The sequence below is a fragment of the Mycobacterium hubeiense genome (genome assembly GCF_002838065.1).
Lineage (GTDB): Bacteria > Actinomycetota > Actinomycetes > Mycobacteriales > Mycobacteriaceae > Mycobacterium > Mycobacterium hubeiense.
The window spans coordinates 27,819-43,274 of record NZ_PIZU01000019.1; the positions used below are offsets into that span (position 1 = coordinate 27,819).

Below are 15,456 nucleotides of genomic sequence, written 5' to 3' on the forward strand. Positions count from 1 at the left end.
TGCCCCGGTCCAGGGTGACGTTGGTGCTCGTCATCCTCGTGCTGTTGGTCATCGTGACGTGGTTGCTGACCCGCTGATACTCGAATAGCGGTATTCGCCAACTCTGTTAGGCTTCCCGCCATGCTCGCAGCGTCCGGCACCACCGAGGGCCACATCTTGGCCCTCATTGCCGTGGGTGATTGCGCTGTTGCTGACGTCCACTGTTGTCGCTGACTCCAACCCGTCCGCGGTTCGGTGTTGGTCGTGGCTATCAGCGTGCCCGGTACAGATCCATGCCTTGCCGTCATGACGGGGTCAGCCCGCCGTCAACCGCTGCAAGGAAAGGTCTCTCCAAATGCACACAAGGTTCTGGCGCACCGCCGCCCTGGCCACCTCCGTCACCGTGCTCGCCGCCTGCGGTGGGGGCGCGAGTGACGTCGCCGGCGGGGAAGGTCAGTCCGACGCCGAGACGACGCTGACGCTGGTCGCCTACGCGGTGCCCGAACCCGGCTGGAGCAAGGTCATCCCGGCGTTCGCGGAGACCGAAGAGGGCAAGGGAGTGGCCGTGACCACCTCCTACGGCGCGTCCGGCGATCAGTCGCGGGCCGTGGTCGACGGCAAGCCCGCCGACCTCGTCAACTTCTCGGTCGAACCCGATATCACCCGGCTGGTCAAGGCCGGCAAGGTGGCCGAGGACTGGAACGCCGACGCCACCAAGGGCATCCCGTTCGGTTCCGTCGTTTCCCTGGTCGTCCGCGAGGGCAACCCGAAGAACATCAGGGACTGGGACGATCTGCTGCAGCCCGGGCTCGAGGTCGTCACGCCGAGCCCGCTGAGTTCCGGCTCGGCGAAGTGGAACCTGTTGGCGCCCTACGCCGCCACGAGCAACGGCGGCCAGAACCAGCAGGCCGGGCTCGACTTCGTCAACAAGCTGGTGACCGAGCACGTCCGGACGCGGCCCAGCTCGGGGCGGGAGGCCACCGACCTGTTCCTGCAGGGCACCGGGGACGTGCTGATCAGCTACGAGAACGAGGCGATCAACGTCGAACGGCAAGGTAAGCCCGTCGAACACGTGAACCCGCCGCAGACGTTCAAGATCGAGAACCCGGTGGCCGTAGTCACCTCGACCACGCACTTGGACCAGGCCACCGCGCTGAAGAACTTCCTCTACACCCCGGACGCGCAGAAGCTGTGGGCCGAGGCGGGATTCCGGCCCGTCGACCCCGCCGTCGCCAAGGACTTCGCCGACGAATTCCCGGCGCCACAGAAGCTGTGGACCATCGCCGACCTCGGGGGCTGGAATGTCGTGGATCCTGCATTGTTCGATAAGGACAACGGAAGCATCACCAAGATCTACAAACAGGCGACCGGATGACAGCTGCTGTCGAGACCGAGGAACCCCGACCGTCGTCGGGGTTTTTCACCCGTCGCTACGGCAGCACATCGCTGCGGGTGGGGGTGGCAACCACGTGGCTGTCCGTCATCGTGCTGCTGCCGCTGGCCGCGATCGTGTGGCAGTCCGCAGGCGGGGGATGGGACGCATTCTGGACGGCGGTCACTTCGAACGCCGCGCTGGAGTCTTTCCGCGTCACCCTGACCATCTCCTTCGGGGTCGCGGTGGTCAACCTGTTCTTCGGCCTGCTGGTCGCCTGGGTGCTGACGCGCGACGAATTCCCGGGTAAGCGGCTGGTGGACGCGATCATCGACCTGCCGTTCGCGCTGCCCACCATCGTGGCCAGCCTGGTCATGCTGGCGCTGTACGGCCCCAACAGCCCGATCGATGTGCACCTGCAGCACACCAAATGGGGCGTCGGGATCGCGTTGCTGTTCGTCACCCTGCCGTTCGTGGTGCGCTCGGTGCAGCCGGTGCTGCTCGAACTCGACCGCGAGGTCGAGGAGGCGGCGGCGTCCCTGGGCGCCAACAATCAGACGATTTTCCGGCTGGTGATCCTGCCCGCGCTGCTGCCGTCGCTGCTCTCCGGCGCGGGCTTGGCGTTCTCGCGGGCGATCGGCGAGTACGGCTCGGTGGTGTTGATCGGCGGTGCGGTGCCCGGCGAGACGGAGGTCTCGTCGCAGTACATCCGCACGCTGATCGAGTTCGACGACCGTACCGGTGCGGCTGCGATTTCCATAGTGCTGCTGGCGATTTCGTTTATCGTGCTGTTCGTCTTGCGCAGCGTGGGATCGCGGGCGGCCAAGCGGGAAGAGCTGGCGCCGTGAATGTGTCGCGCCCAGTCCGTTACCTCCTGCGCTATGTGGCGCTCGGGTATCTGCTGTTGTTGCTGATCGTGCCCGTCGGACTGATCCTGTGGCGGACCTTCTCGCCGGGCATCGGCGCGTTCGTCGAGTCCATCACCACCCCGGCGGCGATTTCGGCGTTGCAGCTGTCGCTGCTGGTGGTGGCGATCGTGGTACCGCTGAACGTGATCTTCGGCGTGCCCACCGCACTGGTGTTGGCGCGCAACAGGTTCCGCGGCAAGGGCGTGTTGCAGGCGATCATCGACCTGCCGTTCGCGGTGTCGCCGGTGGTGGTCGGTGTGGCGCTGATCCTGCTGTGGGGCACGGCGGGGGTGTTCGGCTTCGTGGAGAACAACCTCGGCTTCAAGATCATCTTCGGCCTGCCCGGCATCGTGCTGGCCAGCATCTTCGTCACCGTGCCGTTCGTCATCCGCGAGGTCGAACCGGTGCTGCATGAGTTGGGCACCGATCAGGAGGAGGCCGCCGCCACCCTGGGTTCCAGCTGGTGGCAGACGTTCTGGAAAGTCACCTTGCCGTCCATCCGGTGGGGGCTGACCTACGGAATCGTGCTGACCGTCGCGCGGACGCTGGGCGAGTTCGGCGCCGTGATCATGGTGTCGTCCAACCTGCCGGGCACGTCGCAGACGCTCACCCTGTTGGTGTCGGACCGCCACGCCCGCGGTGCCGAGTACGGGGCGTATGCCATTTCGACGCTGCTGATGAGCGTCGCGGTGCTGGTACTGGTGGTGCAGGTGATCCTCGACGCCCGGCGCTCGAATACGAGCAACTAGGAGACTGTGGCCATGATCAATGCGATCGAGGTGCGCGGAGCGAACAAGCATTACGGCGATTTCGCTGCGCTGGACAACGTCGATTTCGATGTGCCCGCCGGGTCGCTGACCGCGCTGCTGGGCCCCAGCGGTTCGGGTAAATCGACGCTGCTGCGCGCCATCGCCGGGCTGGACCAGCCCGATACCGGCACCATCACCATCAACGGGCGCGACGTCACCGGGGTGCCGCCGCAGCGGCGCGGGATCGGCTTCGTGTTCCAGCACTACGCCGCGTTCAAGCACTTGACGGTGCGCGACAACGTCGCGTTCGGGTTGAAGATCCGCAAGCGGCCTAAGACCGAGATCAAGGAGAAGGTCGACAACCTGCTGGAAGTGGTGGGGCTCAGCGGTTTTCAGAGTCGCTATCCGAACCAGCTCTCGGGTGGCCAGCGCCAGCGCATGGCGTTGGCCCGTGCGCTGGCGGTCGATCCGCAGGTGCTGCTGCTCGACGAACCGTTCGGCGCGCTGGACGCCAAGGTGCGCGAGGATCTGCGGGCGTGGTTGCGCCGCCTGCACGACGAGGTGCATGTGACGACGGTGCTGGTCACCCACGACCAGTCGGAGGCCCTCGACGTCGCCGACCGGATCGCGGTGCTCAACAAGGGCCGCATCGAGCAGGTCGGCTCGCCCACCGAGGTGTACGACAAGCCGGCCAACGCGTTTGTGATGTCCTTCCTCGGCGCGGTGTCGTCCTTGAACGGAACACTGGTGCGGCCCCATGACATTCGCGTGGGGCGTAATCCGGAGATGGCGATCGCGGCCGGCGACGACTCCGTGCAGGCCACCGGTGTGGTGCGGGCGACCATCGACCGAATTGTGATGCTGGGCTTCGAGGTTCGAGTCGAGCTGACCAGCGCGGCCACCAACACGCCGTTCACCGCGCAGATCACCCGCGGGGACGCGGAGGCGCTCGGGCTGAAGGAGGGCGACACGGTGTACGTGCGTGCCACGCGGGTACCGGCGATCCCCGGCGACACCGCGATCGACGGCGAGGCGCTGACCAACGCCTGAGTTTCGGGCGGACGTCAGGCAGCGCTGCGGGTCGCCGCCGCAGCCGACTTGACAGCGCGTATTCGAGGCCGACTCGGTGAAGCAGTTGATCACGGCGTTCGACACGCTGCGCGCGCGGCACGCCGGCGTATTTGAGCGCCAACTCGACATTGCCGCCGACTATCAGCTGGCCGACGGCTGGTGCCGATCTAGGTGGCTACGCCGCGACGCGAGCGCGGCGGAGGGCGTCGTAGCGGTCCAGCACTGTCGCGGCGACGAGGTTGTGCGAACCCAATGGCTCTGCCATCGGAATGCCTTGCGCGGCAGCAAAAGCTGCCACCCGGTCGGTGATGAGGCCGTGGGCAAGGAACCACGGCGCGATCACCAGGCGCTCGGCGCCGCCGGCCCGAAGGCTCTCCGCAGCTTCGGTGATGCTCGGATGCGGTCCGGTGGCGAAGGCGACTTCGGTACCAGCCCAACGGGTTCCGGCAATCAGCTCACGCGCCACAGTCGCGGTCCGCGCGTTGGCGATATCGCTCGACGATCCGACCGCGACGACGATCACGCCGAGCGCGTCGTCTTCAGGCGACGCGCCCGCCTCGGCCAATCGCTGCCGCAACACCCACAGCAAGGCAGGGTCCTCGCCGAGGACCCTCGCCTGCTCTACAGCCGCGCCCGAGTCCTCGATCATCGAGGGGATGTCGATGCGGGCGTGAAAAGCGTCCGCCAGCAGGAACGGAACGACAACGCCGCCGTCGACACCGGCTAACACGTCGCGCAGATTCGGCTCCGAGCGCTCAAGGAACGCGGCACGTACATCGAGCCACGGCCGCAGCCGCCGGATCCGGCCTGCCACGGCGTGCGTGACCGCGGCCGAGCGCGGGTCCGCGCTGCCGTGTGCGGTCAGGACCAGCGTGCTCAAGAGGCGTGCAACCCGCATTCGATCTTCGACGAACCCGCCCAGCGGCCGCTGCGGGGATCGGCACCGTCGACCGGCTTAGCCGTGCACGGCGCGCAGCCGATCGACGGATAGCCTTCGTACACAAGGGGATTGACCAGCACGTCGTTGGCCTCGATGTAGGTCTGCATGTCCTCGTCTGTCCACGCGGCCAGCGGATTGATCTTGACCAACCCAAACGCCTTGTCCCAGCTGATCAATGGCGCATTGGCCCGCGTCGGCGCCTCGACGCGGCGGATCCCGGTCACCCATGCCGAATAGCCGCGCAGCGCTTTGGAGAGCGGCTCGACCTTGCGCATGCGGCAGCACTCGTTGGGTTCACGGGCGAACAGGTCCTTGCCGAACAGCTCGTCCTGTTTGGCCACGCTGTTCTCCGGCGTGACATTCACCACGTTGATGTCGTATACGGCCTCGACCGCATCGCGGGTGCCGATGGTTTCGACGAAGTGATAGCCGGTGTCGAGGAACAGCACGTCGACCCCCGGCCGAACCTTGACGGCCAGGTCGACGAGCACCGCGTCCTGCATGTTGGACGCCACGACGTACTTGCCGCCGAAGTTCTCGTCGGTCCAGCGCAGCAGATCCTCGGCACTCGCATTCTCGCCGAGTTCGGCCGCGCCGCGTTCCGCCAATGCCTGCAGTTCACTCACGTCAACGCTCATCGCAAATCCGCCTCGTCTGCTCGTAGGGCCCACGTTGCGAAACGCTCTCCGTCCTCGCGTTGTTTCACGAAGTTACGAACAACCCGCTCGATGTAGTCGCCGAGCTCCGTCGACAGCACCTTGTGCTGGCGCAACTTGCGGCCGAAACCGCTGTCCAGGCCTAGGCTGCCGCCCAGGTGGACCTGGAAACCCTCGACCGAGCCACCGTGTCCGTCGTCGACCATCTGGCCCTTGAAGCCGATGTCGGCGACCTGGATGCGTGCGCACGAGTTCGGGCAGCCGTTGATGTTGACGGTGATGGGCACGTCGAGTTCGGCGTTGATGTCCTCGAGACGCTTCTCCAACTCGGGCACCAGCCCCTGAGCGCGGCCGCGGGTCTCGGCGAACGACAGCTTGCAGTACTCGATGCCGGTGCAGGCCATCAGGTTCTTGCGCCACGCCGACGGCCGCGACGGCAGGCCCAGCGCGTCAAGACCGGCGACCAGTTCGTCGAGCTTGTCGTCGGGCACATCGAGGATGATCAGCTTCTGATACGGGGTGAAGCGCACCCGATCGGAGCCGGCCGCGGCCGCGAGGTCGGCCACCTTGGTCAGAATCGTGCCGGACACCCGCCCGGCGATGGGGGCGACGCCGACGGCGTTGCGCCCGTTCTTCAACCGCTGGATGCCCACGTGGTCGATGGGGTGCTTCACCGGTTCGGGTGCCGGGCCGTCGATCAGCTTGCGGCCCAGGTACTCCTGTTCGAGCACTTCCCGGAATTTCTCGATGCCCCAGTCCTTGATCAAGAACTTCAACCGGGCCTTCGAGCGCAACCGCCGGTAGCCGTAGTCGCGGAACACCGAGGTGATGCCCTCCCATACGTCGGGCACCTCCTCCAGCGGCACCCACGCGCCCAGCCGCTGGGCCAGCATCGGGTTGGTCGACAGGCCGCCGCCCACCCACACGTCAAGGCCCGGGCCGTGTTCGGGATGGTTGACACCGATGAACGCGACGTCGTTGACCTCGTGCGCGACATCCTGCAGACCCGAGATCGCGGTCTTGTACTTACGCGGCAGATTCGAAAACGACGGGTTGCCGATGTAGCGGCGCACGATCTCGTCGACGGCCCAGGTCGGGTCGAGCACCTCGTCGAGGGCTTCACCGGCCAGCGGTGAGCCCAGCACGACGCGCGGGCAGTCGCCACACGCCTCGGTGGTCTGCAGCCCGACCTCGTCGAGCCGCCGCCAGATCTCGGGGACATCCTCGATGCGGATCCAGTGGTACTGCACGTTCTCCCGGTCGGAGATGTCGGCGGTGTCACGCGCGAACTCGGTCGAGATCTCGCCCAGCGTGCGCAGGGCGGCGGTGGACAACGAGCCGCCGTCGCAGCGCACCCGCATCATGAAGTACTTCGCTTCGAGGATGTCGATGTTCTCATCGCCGGTCCAGTTGCCGTCGTAGCCCTGCTCACGCTGGGTGTAGAGGCCCATCCAGCGCATCCGGCCGCGCAGGTCGGTCTTGTCGATGCTGTCGAACCCCTGCTTGGAGTAGACGTTCTCGAGGCGGGCCCGCACGTTGAGCGGGTCGTCGTCCTTCTTGAACTGTTCGTTGGCGTTGAGCGGCTCGCGATAGCCGAGCGCCCATTGGCCTTCACCGCGGGGACGCTTGGGGGCCCGGGGCTTGGTCGGGGTCTCCGTCATGGGTGTGGCTCCTTGTCGGAGCCGGCGTTCGGACCGCGCTTAATCACCGGTGGGGCTGTCCGGCGGCGCAGATCCGGCGGCCAGCTGAAAGTCGTGGGTGGGCTGGGTCCTAGATCAGGCGCATCAAGGCAGACAACAACAGCTACAAACGCGCTTGAAGTCGACATGCCGCCGCGACACCAGCGAGACGCGGGTGTGGAGAATCCGGGCGGCAATCACGTCGCCAATTGTGCCACGGACACCGACATATGCCCTAACCGGGCCAGATTTGTATTCAGGGTGAGCATAAGTGCGCGATCGCGTGGCGTCGCGGCCTGGGAGACTGGGGGCATGACCCGCGCCGCGCCCGCTGGCCTGCCCGAACTGGCGGCCGACCCGACGCGGCCGTTCGGCATCTACATCCACGTCCCGTTCTGCGCGACGCGCTGCGGATACTGCGACTTCAACACCTACACACCCGCCGAACTGGGCGGCGCGAACCCCGATGCCTGGCTGGCGGCGCTGCGCATTGAGCTGGGCCTGGCCGCGGCGCGACTGGGGTCGATATCCACCCAGACGGTGTTCGTCGGCGGCGGAACACCGTCGCTGCTGGGCGGGGCGCGGCTGGGCGCAGTGCTCGACGCGGTGCGGGAGCACTTCGGGCTCGCACCCGACGCCGAGGTCACCACCGAGGCCAACCCGGAATCGACGTCGCCGCAGCTGTTCGACGAACTGCGCGCAGCCGGCTACACGCGGGTGTCGCTGGGCATGCAGTCGGTCGCGCCGCACGTGCTGGCGGTGCTGGACCGGGTGCACTCGCCGGGCCGGGCGCTGGCGGCGGCCGGCGAGGCCCGGGCCGCGGGCTTCGAGCACGTCAACATCGATCTGATCTACGGCACGCCAGGGGAGTCCGACGACGACCTGCGCCGCTCGGTCGACGCAGCCGTCGACGCCGGTGTGGACCATGTGTCGGGATACGCGTTGATCGTCGAGGACGGCACCGCGCTGGCGCGGCGGGTGCGCCGGGGTGAGATCACGCCCCTTGACGACGACGTGCTGGCCAGCCGCTACGAGTTGCTCGACGCAGGACTATCCGCCGCCGGCTTCGACTGGTACGAGGTGTCGAATTGGAGTCGCCCTGGCGGTGAGTGCCGGCATAACCTCGGCTACTGGGACGGCGGCGAATGGTGGGGCGCCGGGCCGGGAGCGCATGGCTACGTCGGCGCGACGCGGTGGTGGAATGTCAAGCACCCCAATGCTTATGCGCAATCCTTGACCGACGGGATATTGCCGGTGGCCGACTTCGAGGAGCTCGACGACGCCGCCGCCCACACCGAGGATGTGATGCTGCGGCTGCGGCTGCGCCACGGGTTGGCGGTGGCCGACCTGACCCAGGAGGAGCGCGCCCGCGCCGACGTCGCGATAGGCGACGGACTGGTGGCGCGCCGCGACGACCACCTGGTGCTGACCGACCGCGGCCGGTTGCTGGCCGACACGGTGGTGCGGGACCTGCTCAGCGACTGAGGTCACACCAGGTAAGCCGCCATCATTGGATAGGTTAGGCTAAATTCACTTCCCGTGCCGAAGGTGAGTCTCGAGACAAGCTCCGAAGACACCGCGTCGTTGAGTGTGGCGTTGCCCGACGGAGTCGCCCCGTTCGATCTGGTCGCCGAACTGGCACGGGCAGTTCCCGAGCCCGCCGGCGAGGAATACCTGATCTACGAGCGCGACGGCGAGTGGACGCTGGCCAGCGGCGTACGCGCCCTGGTCGAACTCGACTCCGACGAACTGCGCGTCATCCAGGACGGGGTCGTCCAGCGCCAGGCCTGGTCGGGTCGGCCCGGCGCGGCGCTCGGCGAGGCCATCGACCGGCTCCTGCTCGAGACCAGCGCCGTCTTCGGTTGGGTGGCCTTCGAATTCGGCACCTATCGGTTCGGCCTGGAGCAACGGCTGGCGCCCGGCACGCCGCTCGCGCGGTTCTTCTCGCCGCAAACGAAAGTGATCGTCAACGCCGACGAGATCCGCGTGGTGGGCGCAGACAGCCGCCACACCGAGGAACTGCAACGCCTGCTGAGCCACGGTGTGCACGACACGCCGCGGCCCACCGCGCTGGACGTGTTCGAGGACACCGCCGATTACCGGCGCCGGGTCGCCACCGCGATCGAGGAGATCGTTGCCGGCCGCTACCAGAAGGTGATCCTGTCGCGGCGCCTCGATGTTCCGTTCCCGGTGGACTTCCCGTCGACGTACCGGCTGGGCCGCGAGAACAACACGCCTGCCCGGTCATTCCTGTTGCGGCTGGGCGGGATTCGGGCACTGGGCTACAGCCCCGAGTTGGTCGCCGCGGTGCACCGCGACGGGACCGTGCTCACCGAACCACTGGCGGGCACCAGGGCGCTGGGTCGCGGCGTCGACCATGACCGGGCCGCCCGCGTCGACCTGGAATCCAACTCCAAAGAAATTGTCGAACATGCGATTTCGGTGCGCAGCTCGCTGCAGGAGATTGCCGAGGTCGCCGAGCCCGGCACCCCGGTCGTCAAGGACTTCATGACCGTGCGCGAACGGGGCAGTGTCCAGCATCTCGGGTCGACGGTGGGCGGGCGGCTGGCACCGTCGATGGATCGGATCGACGCGCTGGAGGCGTTGTTCCCGGCGGTCACCGCGTCGGGTATCCCCAAAGCGGGCAGTGTCGATGCCATCCTGCGCCTCGACGAGTCGCCTCGCGGCCTGTATTCCGGTGCGGTCGTGACGTTTTCGGCGGATGGAGCGATGGACGCCGCGCTCATTCTGCGGGCGGCCTACGAGTCGGACGGCCGGACGTGGCTGCGGGCCGGCGCCGGCATCATCGCCGATTCCACTCCGTGCCGGGAGTTCGAAGAGACCTGCGAGAAGCTGACGACGCTGGCGCCGTACCTGGTGCCGCGGGCCTAGCCCGCCAGCTGCCGCACGATCGCCTTCTTGTCGATCTTGCCGACCGCGGTTGTCGGCAACGCCGTCATCGGCACCAGCATGTCCGGGCGCGCGTGCGCGGCCACCCCTCGGCTGTCCAGATAGTCGTTCAGCTCCGCCAGGGTGACCGGTGTACCCGTGAACACCACTGCGGCGCAGATCTTTTCGCCCAGGTAGTCGTCGGGCAGCGGCACCGCCGCGACCGACCAGATCGCCGGGTGCGTGAGCAGGTGCTCTTCTAGGTCGAGGGCCGACACGTTCTCCCCGCCGCGCACGATCACGTCTTTGACCCGCCCCGTCACCTCCAGGTAGCCGGTGGCGAACCGGCGCACCCGATCGCCGGTGCGGTAGAACCCGTCGGGGCTGAAGGAGCGTTCGTTGGCGCTGTCGGCGTTGAAATAGCCGTTGATCGTGTACGGGCCGCGCACCAGCAGCTCGCCCTCTTCGCCCGTGCCCACCTCGTCACCGGCCTCGTCGACGACCCGAAGCTCGTCGTGCTCCGACAGCGGGCGGCCCTGGGTGTGCTCCAGCAGCTCGACGGGGTCGTCGAGGCGGGTGTAATTCAACAGGCCCTCGGCCATGCCGAACACCTGTTGCAGGCCCGGCGTCAACGCGGTGCGCACCAGTGCGGCGTCCTCTGCGCTCAGCTTGGCCCCACCCACCTGCAGCAGCCGTAAGCTTTTCGGCCGCAACGGTTCCCACTCGCAAGCCTGCGCCCAGAGTTTGGCCAGGGCGGGCACCAGCGCGGTGACGGTGACGCCGTGGCGGTCGATCGTCGCGAAGGCCGACTCCGGGCTGGGATCCGTCTCGAAAACGACGGTGGCGCCGACGTGCATCGCGCCGAGGATGCCGGGGCAGGCCAGCGGAAAGTTGTGCGCCGCGGGGAGTGCCACCAAATACACGTCGTCGCCGGTAAGCTGGCACAGCTCGGCGCTGGCGGTGAAGTTGTAGGTGTAGTCGTCGTGCGTGCGCGGGATGAGTTTGGGCGCGCCGGTCGTGCCGCCCGACACCAGCAGCAACGCGGGAGTTGCGGTGTCGACCTCAAGGTTCGGCGCCGCGGTGGTGCCGTCGGTGTCCAGCTCGCGGTCGGTGATGACGAGTAGCGGATGCGTCTGCACCAACTGTTCGGCCATGGCGCGGTAGTCGAATCCGTCGTTGTCGGCCGCGATGACCGCCGCGACGGCCCCGCTGACCTCCGCGAAGTGGCTCAGCTCGGCCAGCCGGTGGCCGGGCAGACACATCACCGGGATCGCCCCGGCGCGCAGCAGCCCGAACAGTGCCACCGCGAACTCCCGCGAGTTGGGCAGCTGCAGCAGCACGCGACTGCCCGGCCGGATACCGCGGGCCGCGAACCCCGCGGCGGCACCGTCGGCCAGCGCGTCGAGTTCGCCGTAGCTGTAGGCGCCGCCTCGGTCGACGACCGCGGCGCGCTCGGGCCAGTTCGCCGCGGCCGTCCTCAGCACCGAATCGACGGGCTGACCGGTCCAGTAGCCGGCAGCCCGGTAGGCGTCGGCGCGCTGCGCCGGAAACGGGACGAAACCGTCCAGCGAGGCCGATTGTGCTGCGGATTCGGATGGTTGCGGTGTGGTGATGGTCACCGGTGTGCCCCCTCGGGGTAGGCGTGTTCTGGGCACCGAATATAGGGTAGCCTTCACAAAATTAGGACAGCCTTTGCTAATCCCTGGAGGCAATGTGGGTGATGTTACTGCGAATTCGCAGACCGTCCGCGAGGAGGTCGCCGAACTTCTCGGTATCAGCACCGCCGACGTCGATCCCGCCGCGGACCTGATCGGCCAGGGGCTCGATTCCATTCGGATGATGTCGCTGGCCGGCCGGTGGCGACGCCGTGGGGTCGACGTGTCATTCGCCGACCTGGCGGCGAACCCGTCGGTGGCCGCCTGGGCGCAGATGTTGTCCACGGCTTCCTCGGCCACGGAGTCCTCTGGGGAACCGGAACCGAACGCTTCGGACGAACCCGATTGGCTTGCCTCGGCGCCGTTTCCGCTCGCCCCAATGCAGCACGCGCTGTGGGTGGGCCGGGAGAGCGATCAGCAACTTGGCGGCGTGTCCGCACATCTGTACGTCGAATTCGACGGTAAAGCAATCGATCCCGACCGCCTGAGGGCCGCGGCCACCGAACTGGCGAACCGCCACCCGATGCTGCGGGTGGAGTTTCTGCCCGACGGCACCCAGCGCATCGGGCCGCCGCGGCAGCCGTACCCGGTCGAGGTGCGAGACCTGCGCGCGCTGAGCGACGAAGAGGCCCAACAACATCTGGCCGCGATCCGGGACGCCAAATCCCACCAGCAGTTGGTCGGCGAGGTCTTCGAGCTGACGCTGTCGCTGCTGCCCGGCGGTCGCAGCCGGCTGCACGTGGATCTCGACATGCAGGCCGCCGACGCGATGAGCTACCGCACCTTGATGGCGGATCTGGCCGCGCTGTATGACGGCCGGCAACTGCCCGCCCTTGGTTACACCTATCGCGAGTACCGCCAGGCGAGCGCCGTGCGCAACGAGGCCGCCGAAGCCGATCGCGAATGGTGGTCACAGCGCATCGCAGACCTGCCTGACCCGCCGCGGCTGCCGCTGGTGCCCCCGGCCGAACAGGCCGACCCGCACCGAACCACCCGGCGGTGGCACTGGCTGGACCCGCAGACCCGCGACGCGCTCTACGCCGCCGCCCGCCGTCGCGGGCTCACGCCGGCCATGGCGGTCGCCGCGTCGTTCTCCGGCGCGCTGGCCGGCTGGTCCGCGGAGCCGCGATTTCTGCTCAACGTCCCGCTGTTCGGGCGGGAACAACGCCACGCCGACGTCGACCGGCTGGTCGGGGACTTCACCTCCTCACTGCTGCTCGACGTCGATCTCGGCGATGCCGACACCGCGACCGCTCGCGCGCAGGCGCTGCAGAGCACGTTCCACACCGCGGCCGCGCACGCCGCGTATCCGGGGCTTTCGGTGCTGCGCGATCTGGGCCGCCACCGCGGCACCCAGACGCTGGCCCCGGTGGTGTTCACCAGCGCGCTCGGGCTCGGTGAGCTGTTCTCGGCCGACGTCACCGCGGCGTTCGGCGTGCCCGTGTGGATCAATTCCCAAGGGCCGCAGGTGCTGCTGGACGCTCAGGTCACCGAGTTCGACGGCGGTGTCATGGTCAACTGGGACGTCCGCGAGGACGCGTTCCGGCCGGGCGTCATCGACGCGATGTTCGAACGGCACATCGACGAACTGCGTCGCCTCGCCGCCGACGACGAGGCGTGGGAGGCGCCGGCCGCCCCGTTGCTCACCGCGTCGCAGCGGGCGGCGCGCGACGCGGTCAACTCGAACATCGCTGTCCCCAGCGGAAACTCGTTGCACGAGGGGTTCTTCGCAGCGGCGGACGCGAACCCCGACGCCACCGCCGTGATCAGTGAGTCCGGTGAGCTGAGCTACGCGCAATTACGGGAGCAGGTGCTCATGGTCGCGGGCGCCTTGAAGGTGGCCGGCGTCAAACCCGGTGACACCGTCGCGGTGATGGGACCGAAGAACGCCGAGCAGGTGACGGCGCTGCTGGGCATCCTGGCGGCGGGTGCCGTCTACGTGCCGGTAGGCGTGGATCAGCCGGCCGAACGCGCCGAGCGGATCCTGAAATCCGGCGGCGTGCGGATGGCGTTGGTCTGCGGCGATCAGCCCCCGACCTGGCTGCCTGCGTTGAGCGTGACCGAGGCGCTGCGGGTCGGGGCCCGCGAAACCGGGATCACCCCGGCGGCAACCGATCCCGCCGAGCTGGCCTACGTGCTGTTCACCTCCGGGTCCACCGGTGAGCCCAAAGGCGTCGAGGTCACCCACGACGCCGCGATGAACTCGATCGAGTTCCTCAACGGACACTTCGAGATCGGGCCGCACGACCGATGCCTGGCGCTGTCCACCCTCGAATGCGATATGTCGGTGCTCGACGTGTTCGGCACGTTGACCGCAGGCGGGGCGATCGTCGTCGTCGACGAGGAGCACCGCCGCAATCCGGACCACTGGGCCCGGCTCATCGACGCACACCGCGTCACCGTGCTGAACTTCCTGCCCGGCTGGCTGGAGATGCTGCTGGAAGTCGGCGCGGACCGGCTGGAATCGCTGCGCGTGGTGCCCACCGGCGGCGACTGGGTGAGCCCGGACATGGCGCGGCGGCTGCGGGCCGCGGCGCCGCGGGTGCGGTTCGCCGGGCTCGGCGGTGCGACGGAAACGGCAGTGCATGCGACCATTTGCGAGGTCGATGAGCCGCCCGCGCACTGGACGGCAGTGCCCTACGGCACGCCGTTCACCAACAACGCTTGCCGCGTGGTGAATTCGTCGGGACAGGACTGCCCGGACTGGGTGCCCGGCGAGCTGTGGGTCGCCGGTCGAGGAATCGCCCGGGGCTACCGCGGCCGACCCGACCTGACCGCCGAACGGTTTGTCGAGTATGACGGCCGGACCTGGTATCGCACCGGTGATCTGGCTCGCTATTGGCCCGACGGCACGTTGGAGTTCGTCGGTCGGGCCGACCATCGCATCAAGATCAGCGGCTATCGCATCGAACTCGGCGACGTCGAGGCCGCGCTGCAGCGGGTGCCGGGGGTGTTCGCTGCGGTTGCGGCCGTGATTCCGGCGGCGGGACACCGCACGACGGAGTCGCTGGCCGCCGCTGTACGCACCGACCGGCCCGGTATGACCGAATCCGGCATTCGAGAAGCGGTCGCGGAATACGTTCCGCCGCATATGGTTCCGCAGCACATCGAGTTCGTCGACCGGATTCCGTTCACGGTCGGTGGCAAGATCGACAGACGCGCCGTGTCGAGTCTGCTCGCGTCGGCCGTCACCGCCGACGACGCGCCGGGGGAGCGTCGCGAACCGTCGACGCCCTTGGAATCGGCACTGGCGCGGATCTTCGGCGAGCTGCTGAGCATCGAGCAGATCGGCGTCGCCGACGACTTCTTCAAGCTCGGTGGTGACTCGGTGCTCGCCACCACCGCGGTGGCGCGCATTCGGGACTGGCTGGACACCCCGACGGTGATGGTCGCCGACATCTTCGCCACCCGAACGGTTTCCGCGCTGGCCCGCACGCTTACCGAGCGTGAGGCCGACGGCCGGCGTCTCGAGCAGGTCGCCGAGGTGTATCTGGAAGTCGCGGACATGGAGAGCGCAGATGTTCTGTCCGCCCTCGACTCGGCGTCGGCCCGGTAGCG

13 protein-coding genes and 1 pseudogene are annotated in these 15,456 nt (G+C 68.0%); 8 read left to right on the forward strand and 6 right to left on the reverse strand.

The window, feature by feature from the left end:
* Positions 1 to 120: 120 nt before the first annotated feature.
* From CWS39_RS30300 to CWS39_RS15755, 5 genes are all read left to right on the forward strand, one after another.
* Positions 121 to 213 carry an Ms4533A family Cys-rich leader peptide gene (locus CWS39_RS30300; RefSeq protein WP_431306136.1) on the forward strand — a complete coding sequence of 31 codons (93 nt, stop codon included), beginning with the start codon at positions 121 to 123 and terminating at the stop codon, positions 211 to 213.
* Between the two features lie 121 nt (positions 214 to 334).
* A complete protein-coding gene (locus CWS39_RS15740; RefSeq protein WP_102143867.1) occupies positions 335 to 1,354 on the forward strand; it encodes a sulfate ABC transporter substrate-binding protein in 1,020 nt (339 codons plus the stop codon).
* On the forward strand, positions 1,351 to 2,199 hold the full coding sequence (cysT, locus tag CWS39_RS15745) for a sulfate ABC transporter permease subunit CysT (protein WP_102143868.1): 849 nt from the start codon (positions 1,351 to 1,353) through the stop codon (positions 2,197 to 2,199). Before CWS39_RS15740 ends, cysT begins: the two co-directional genes overlap by 4 nt.
* Complete coding sequence (gene cysW / locus CWS39_RS15750) at positions 2,196 to 3,008, forward strand: sulfate ABC transporter permease subunit CysW (protein ID WP_102143869.1); 813 nt, start codon at positions 2,196 to 2,198, stop codon at positions 3,006 to 3,008. The genes cysT and cysW overlap by 4 nt, the downstream gene beginning before the upstream one ends.
* Before the next feature lie 12 nt (positions 3,009 to 3,020).
* Positions 3,021 to 4,058 carry a TOBE-like domain-containing protein gene (locus CWS39_RS15755; protein ID WP_102143925.1) on the forward strand — a complete coding sequence of 346 codons (1,038 nt, stop codon included), beginning with the start codon at positions 3,021 to 3,023 and terminating at the stop codon, positions 4,056 to 4,058.
* Positions 4,059 to 4,098: 40 nt separating this feature from the next.
* Here the strand turns inward: CWS39_RS15755 and CWS39_RS15760 are convergent.
* The 5 genes and pseudogenes from CWS39_RS15760 to CWS39_RS30305 all read right to left on the reverse strand — a co-directional run.
* Positions 4,099 to 4,218: pseudogene (locus CWS39_RS15760) on the reverse strand (ABC transporter ATP-binding protein); the annotation flags it as partial.
* 36 nt (positions 4,219 to 4,254) lie between these two features.
* A complete protein-coding gene (locus CWS39_RS15765; protein WP_102143870.1) occupies positions 4,255 to 4,977 on the reverse strand; it encodes a sirohydrochlorin chelatase in 723 nt (240 codons plus the stop codon).
* On the reverse strand, positions 4,956 to 5,657 hold the full coding sequence (locus tag CWS39_RS15770) for a phosphoadenylyl-sulfate reductase (protein WP_102143871.1): 702 nt from the start codon (positions 5,655 to 5,657) through the stop codon (positions 4,956 to 4,958). Before CWS39_RS15770 ends, CWS39_RS15765 begins: the two co-directional genes overlap by 22 nt.
* Entirely contained in the window at positions 5,654 to 7,336 is a 1,683-nt protein-coding gene (locus tag CWS39_RS15775) for a nitrite/sulfite reductase (RefSeq protein ID WP_102143872.1), read from the reverse strand. Before CWS39_RS15775 ends, CWS39_RS15770 begins: the two co-directional genes overlap by 4 nt.
* A gap of 123 nt (positions 7,337 to 7,459) precedes the next feature.
* A complete protein-coding gene (locus tag CWS39_RS30305) occupies positions 7,460 to 7,741 on the reverse strand; it encodes an Ms4527A family Cys-rich leader peptide (protein WP_431306137.1) in 282 nt (93 codons plus the stop codon).
* Here CWS39_RS30305 and hemW point away from each other — a divergent pair.
* Together hemW and CWS39_RS15785 are read left to right on the forward strand one after the other, a co-directional pair.
* A complete protein-coding gene (gene hemW, locus CWS39_RS15780; RefSeq protein ID WP_102143873.1) occupies positions 7,667 to 8,839 on the forward strand; it encodes a radical SAM family heme chaperone HemW in 1,173 nt (390 codons plus the stop codon). The two genes, CWS39_RS30305 and hemW, sit on opposite strands and share 75 nt — an antisense overlap.
* A gap of 54 nt (positions 8,840 to 8,893) precedes the next feature.
* Positions 8,894 to 10,246, forward strand: coding sequence for a salicylate synthase (locus tag CWS39_RS15785; RefSeq protein ID WP_102143874.1), 1,353 nt, complete (start codon positions 8,894 to 8,896; stop codon positions 10,244 to 10,246).
* On the opposite strand, the gene CWS39_RS15790 is transcribed toward CWS39_RS15785, so the two are convergent.
* Complete coding sequence (locus CWS39_RS15790) at positions 10,243 to 11,862, reverse strand: (2,3-dihydroxybenzoyl)adenylate synthase (RefSeq protein ID WP_102143926.1); 1,620 nt, start codon at positions 11,860 to 11,862, stop codon at positions 10,243 to 10,245. The two genes, CWS39_RS15785 and CWS39_RS15790, sit on opposite strands and share 4 nt — an antisense overlap.
* A 94-nt stretch (positions 11,863 to 11,956) precedes the next feature.
* Here CWS39_RS15790 and CWS39_RS15795 point away from each other — a divergent pair, with 94 nt between their 5' ends.
* Positions 11,957 to 15,454 carry a non-ribosomal peptide synthetase gene (locus tag CWS39_RS15795; protein ID WP_233213530.1) on the forward strand — a complete coding sequence of 1,166 codons (3,498 nt, stop codon included), beginning with the start codon at positions 11,957 to 11,959 and terminating at the stop codon, positions 15,452 to 15,454.
* Positions 15,455 to 15,456: the final 2 nt, after the last annotated feature.

Excerpts from the sequence above, each read along its gene's own strand:
- CWS39_RS15770 (WP_102143871.1), bottom strand. The coding sequence starts at position 5,657 with ATGAGCGTTGACGTGAGTGAACTGCAGGCATTGGCGGAACGCGGCGCG.
- CWS39_RS15765 (WP_102143870.1), bottom strand. The coding sequence starts at position 4,977 with ATGCGGGTTGCACGCCTCTTGAGCACGCTGGTCCTGACCGCACACGGC.
- CWS39_RS30300 (WP_431306136.1), top strand. The coding sequence starts at position 121 with ATGCTCGCAGCGTCCGGCACCACCGAGGGCCACATCTTGGCCCTCATT.
- CWS39_RS15755 (WP_102143925.1), top strand. The coding sequence starts at position 3,021 with ATGATCAATGCGATCGAGGTGCGCGGAGCGAACAAGCATTACGGCGAT.
- hemW (WP_102143873.1), top strand. The coding sequence starts at position 7,667 with ATGACCCGCGCCGCGCCCGCTGGCCTGCCCGAACTGGCGGCCGACCCG.
- CWS39_RS15740 (WP_102143867.1), top strand. The coding sequence starts at position 335 with ATGCACACAAGGTTCTGGCGCACCGCCGCCCTGGCCACCTCCGTCACC.
- CWS39_RS15775 (WP_102143872.1), bottom strand. The coding sequence starts at position 7,336 with ATGACGGAGACCCCGACCAAGCCCCGGGCCCCCAAGCGTCCCCGCGGT.
- cysT (WP_102143868.1), top strand. The coding sequence starts at position 1,351 with ATGACAGCTGCTGTCGAGACCGAGGAACCCCGACCGTCGTCGGGGTTT.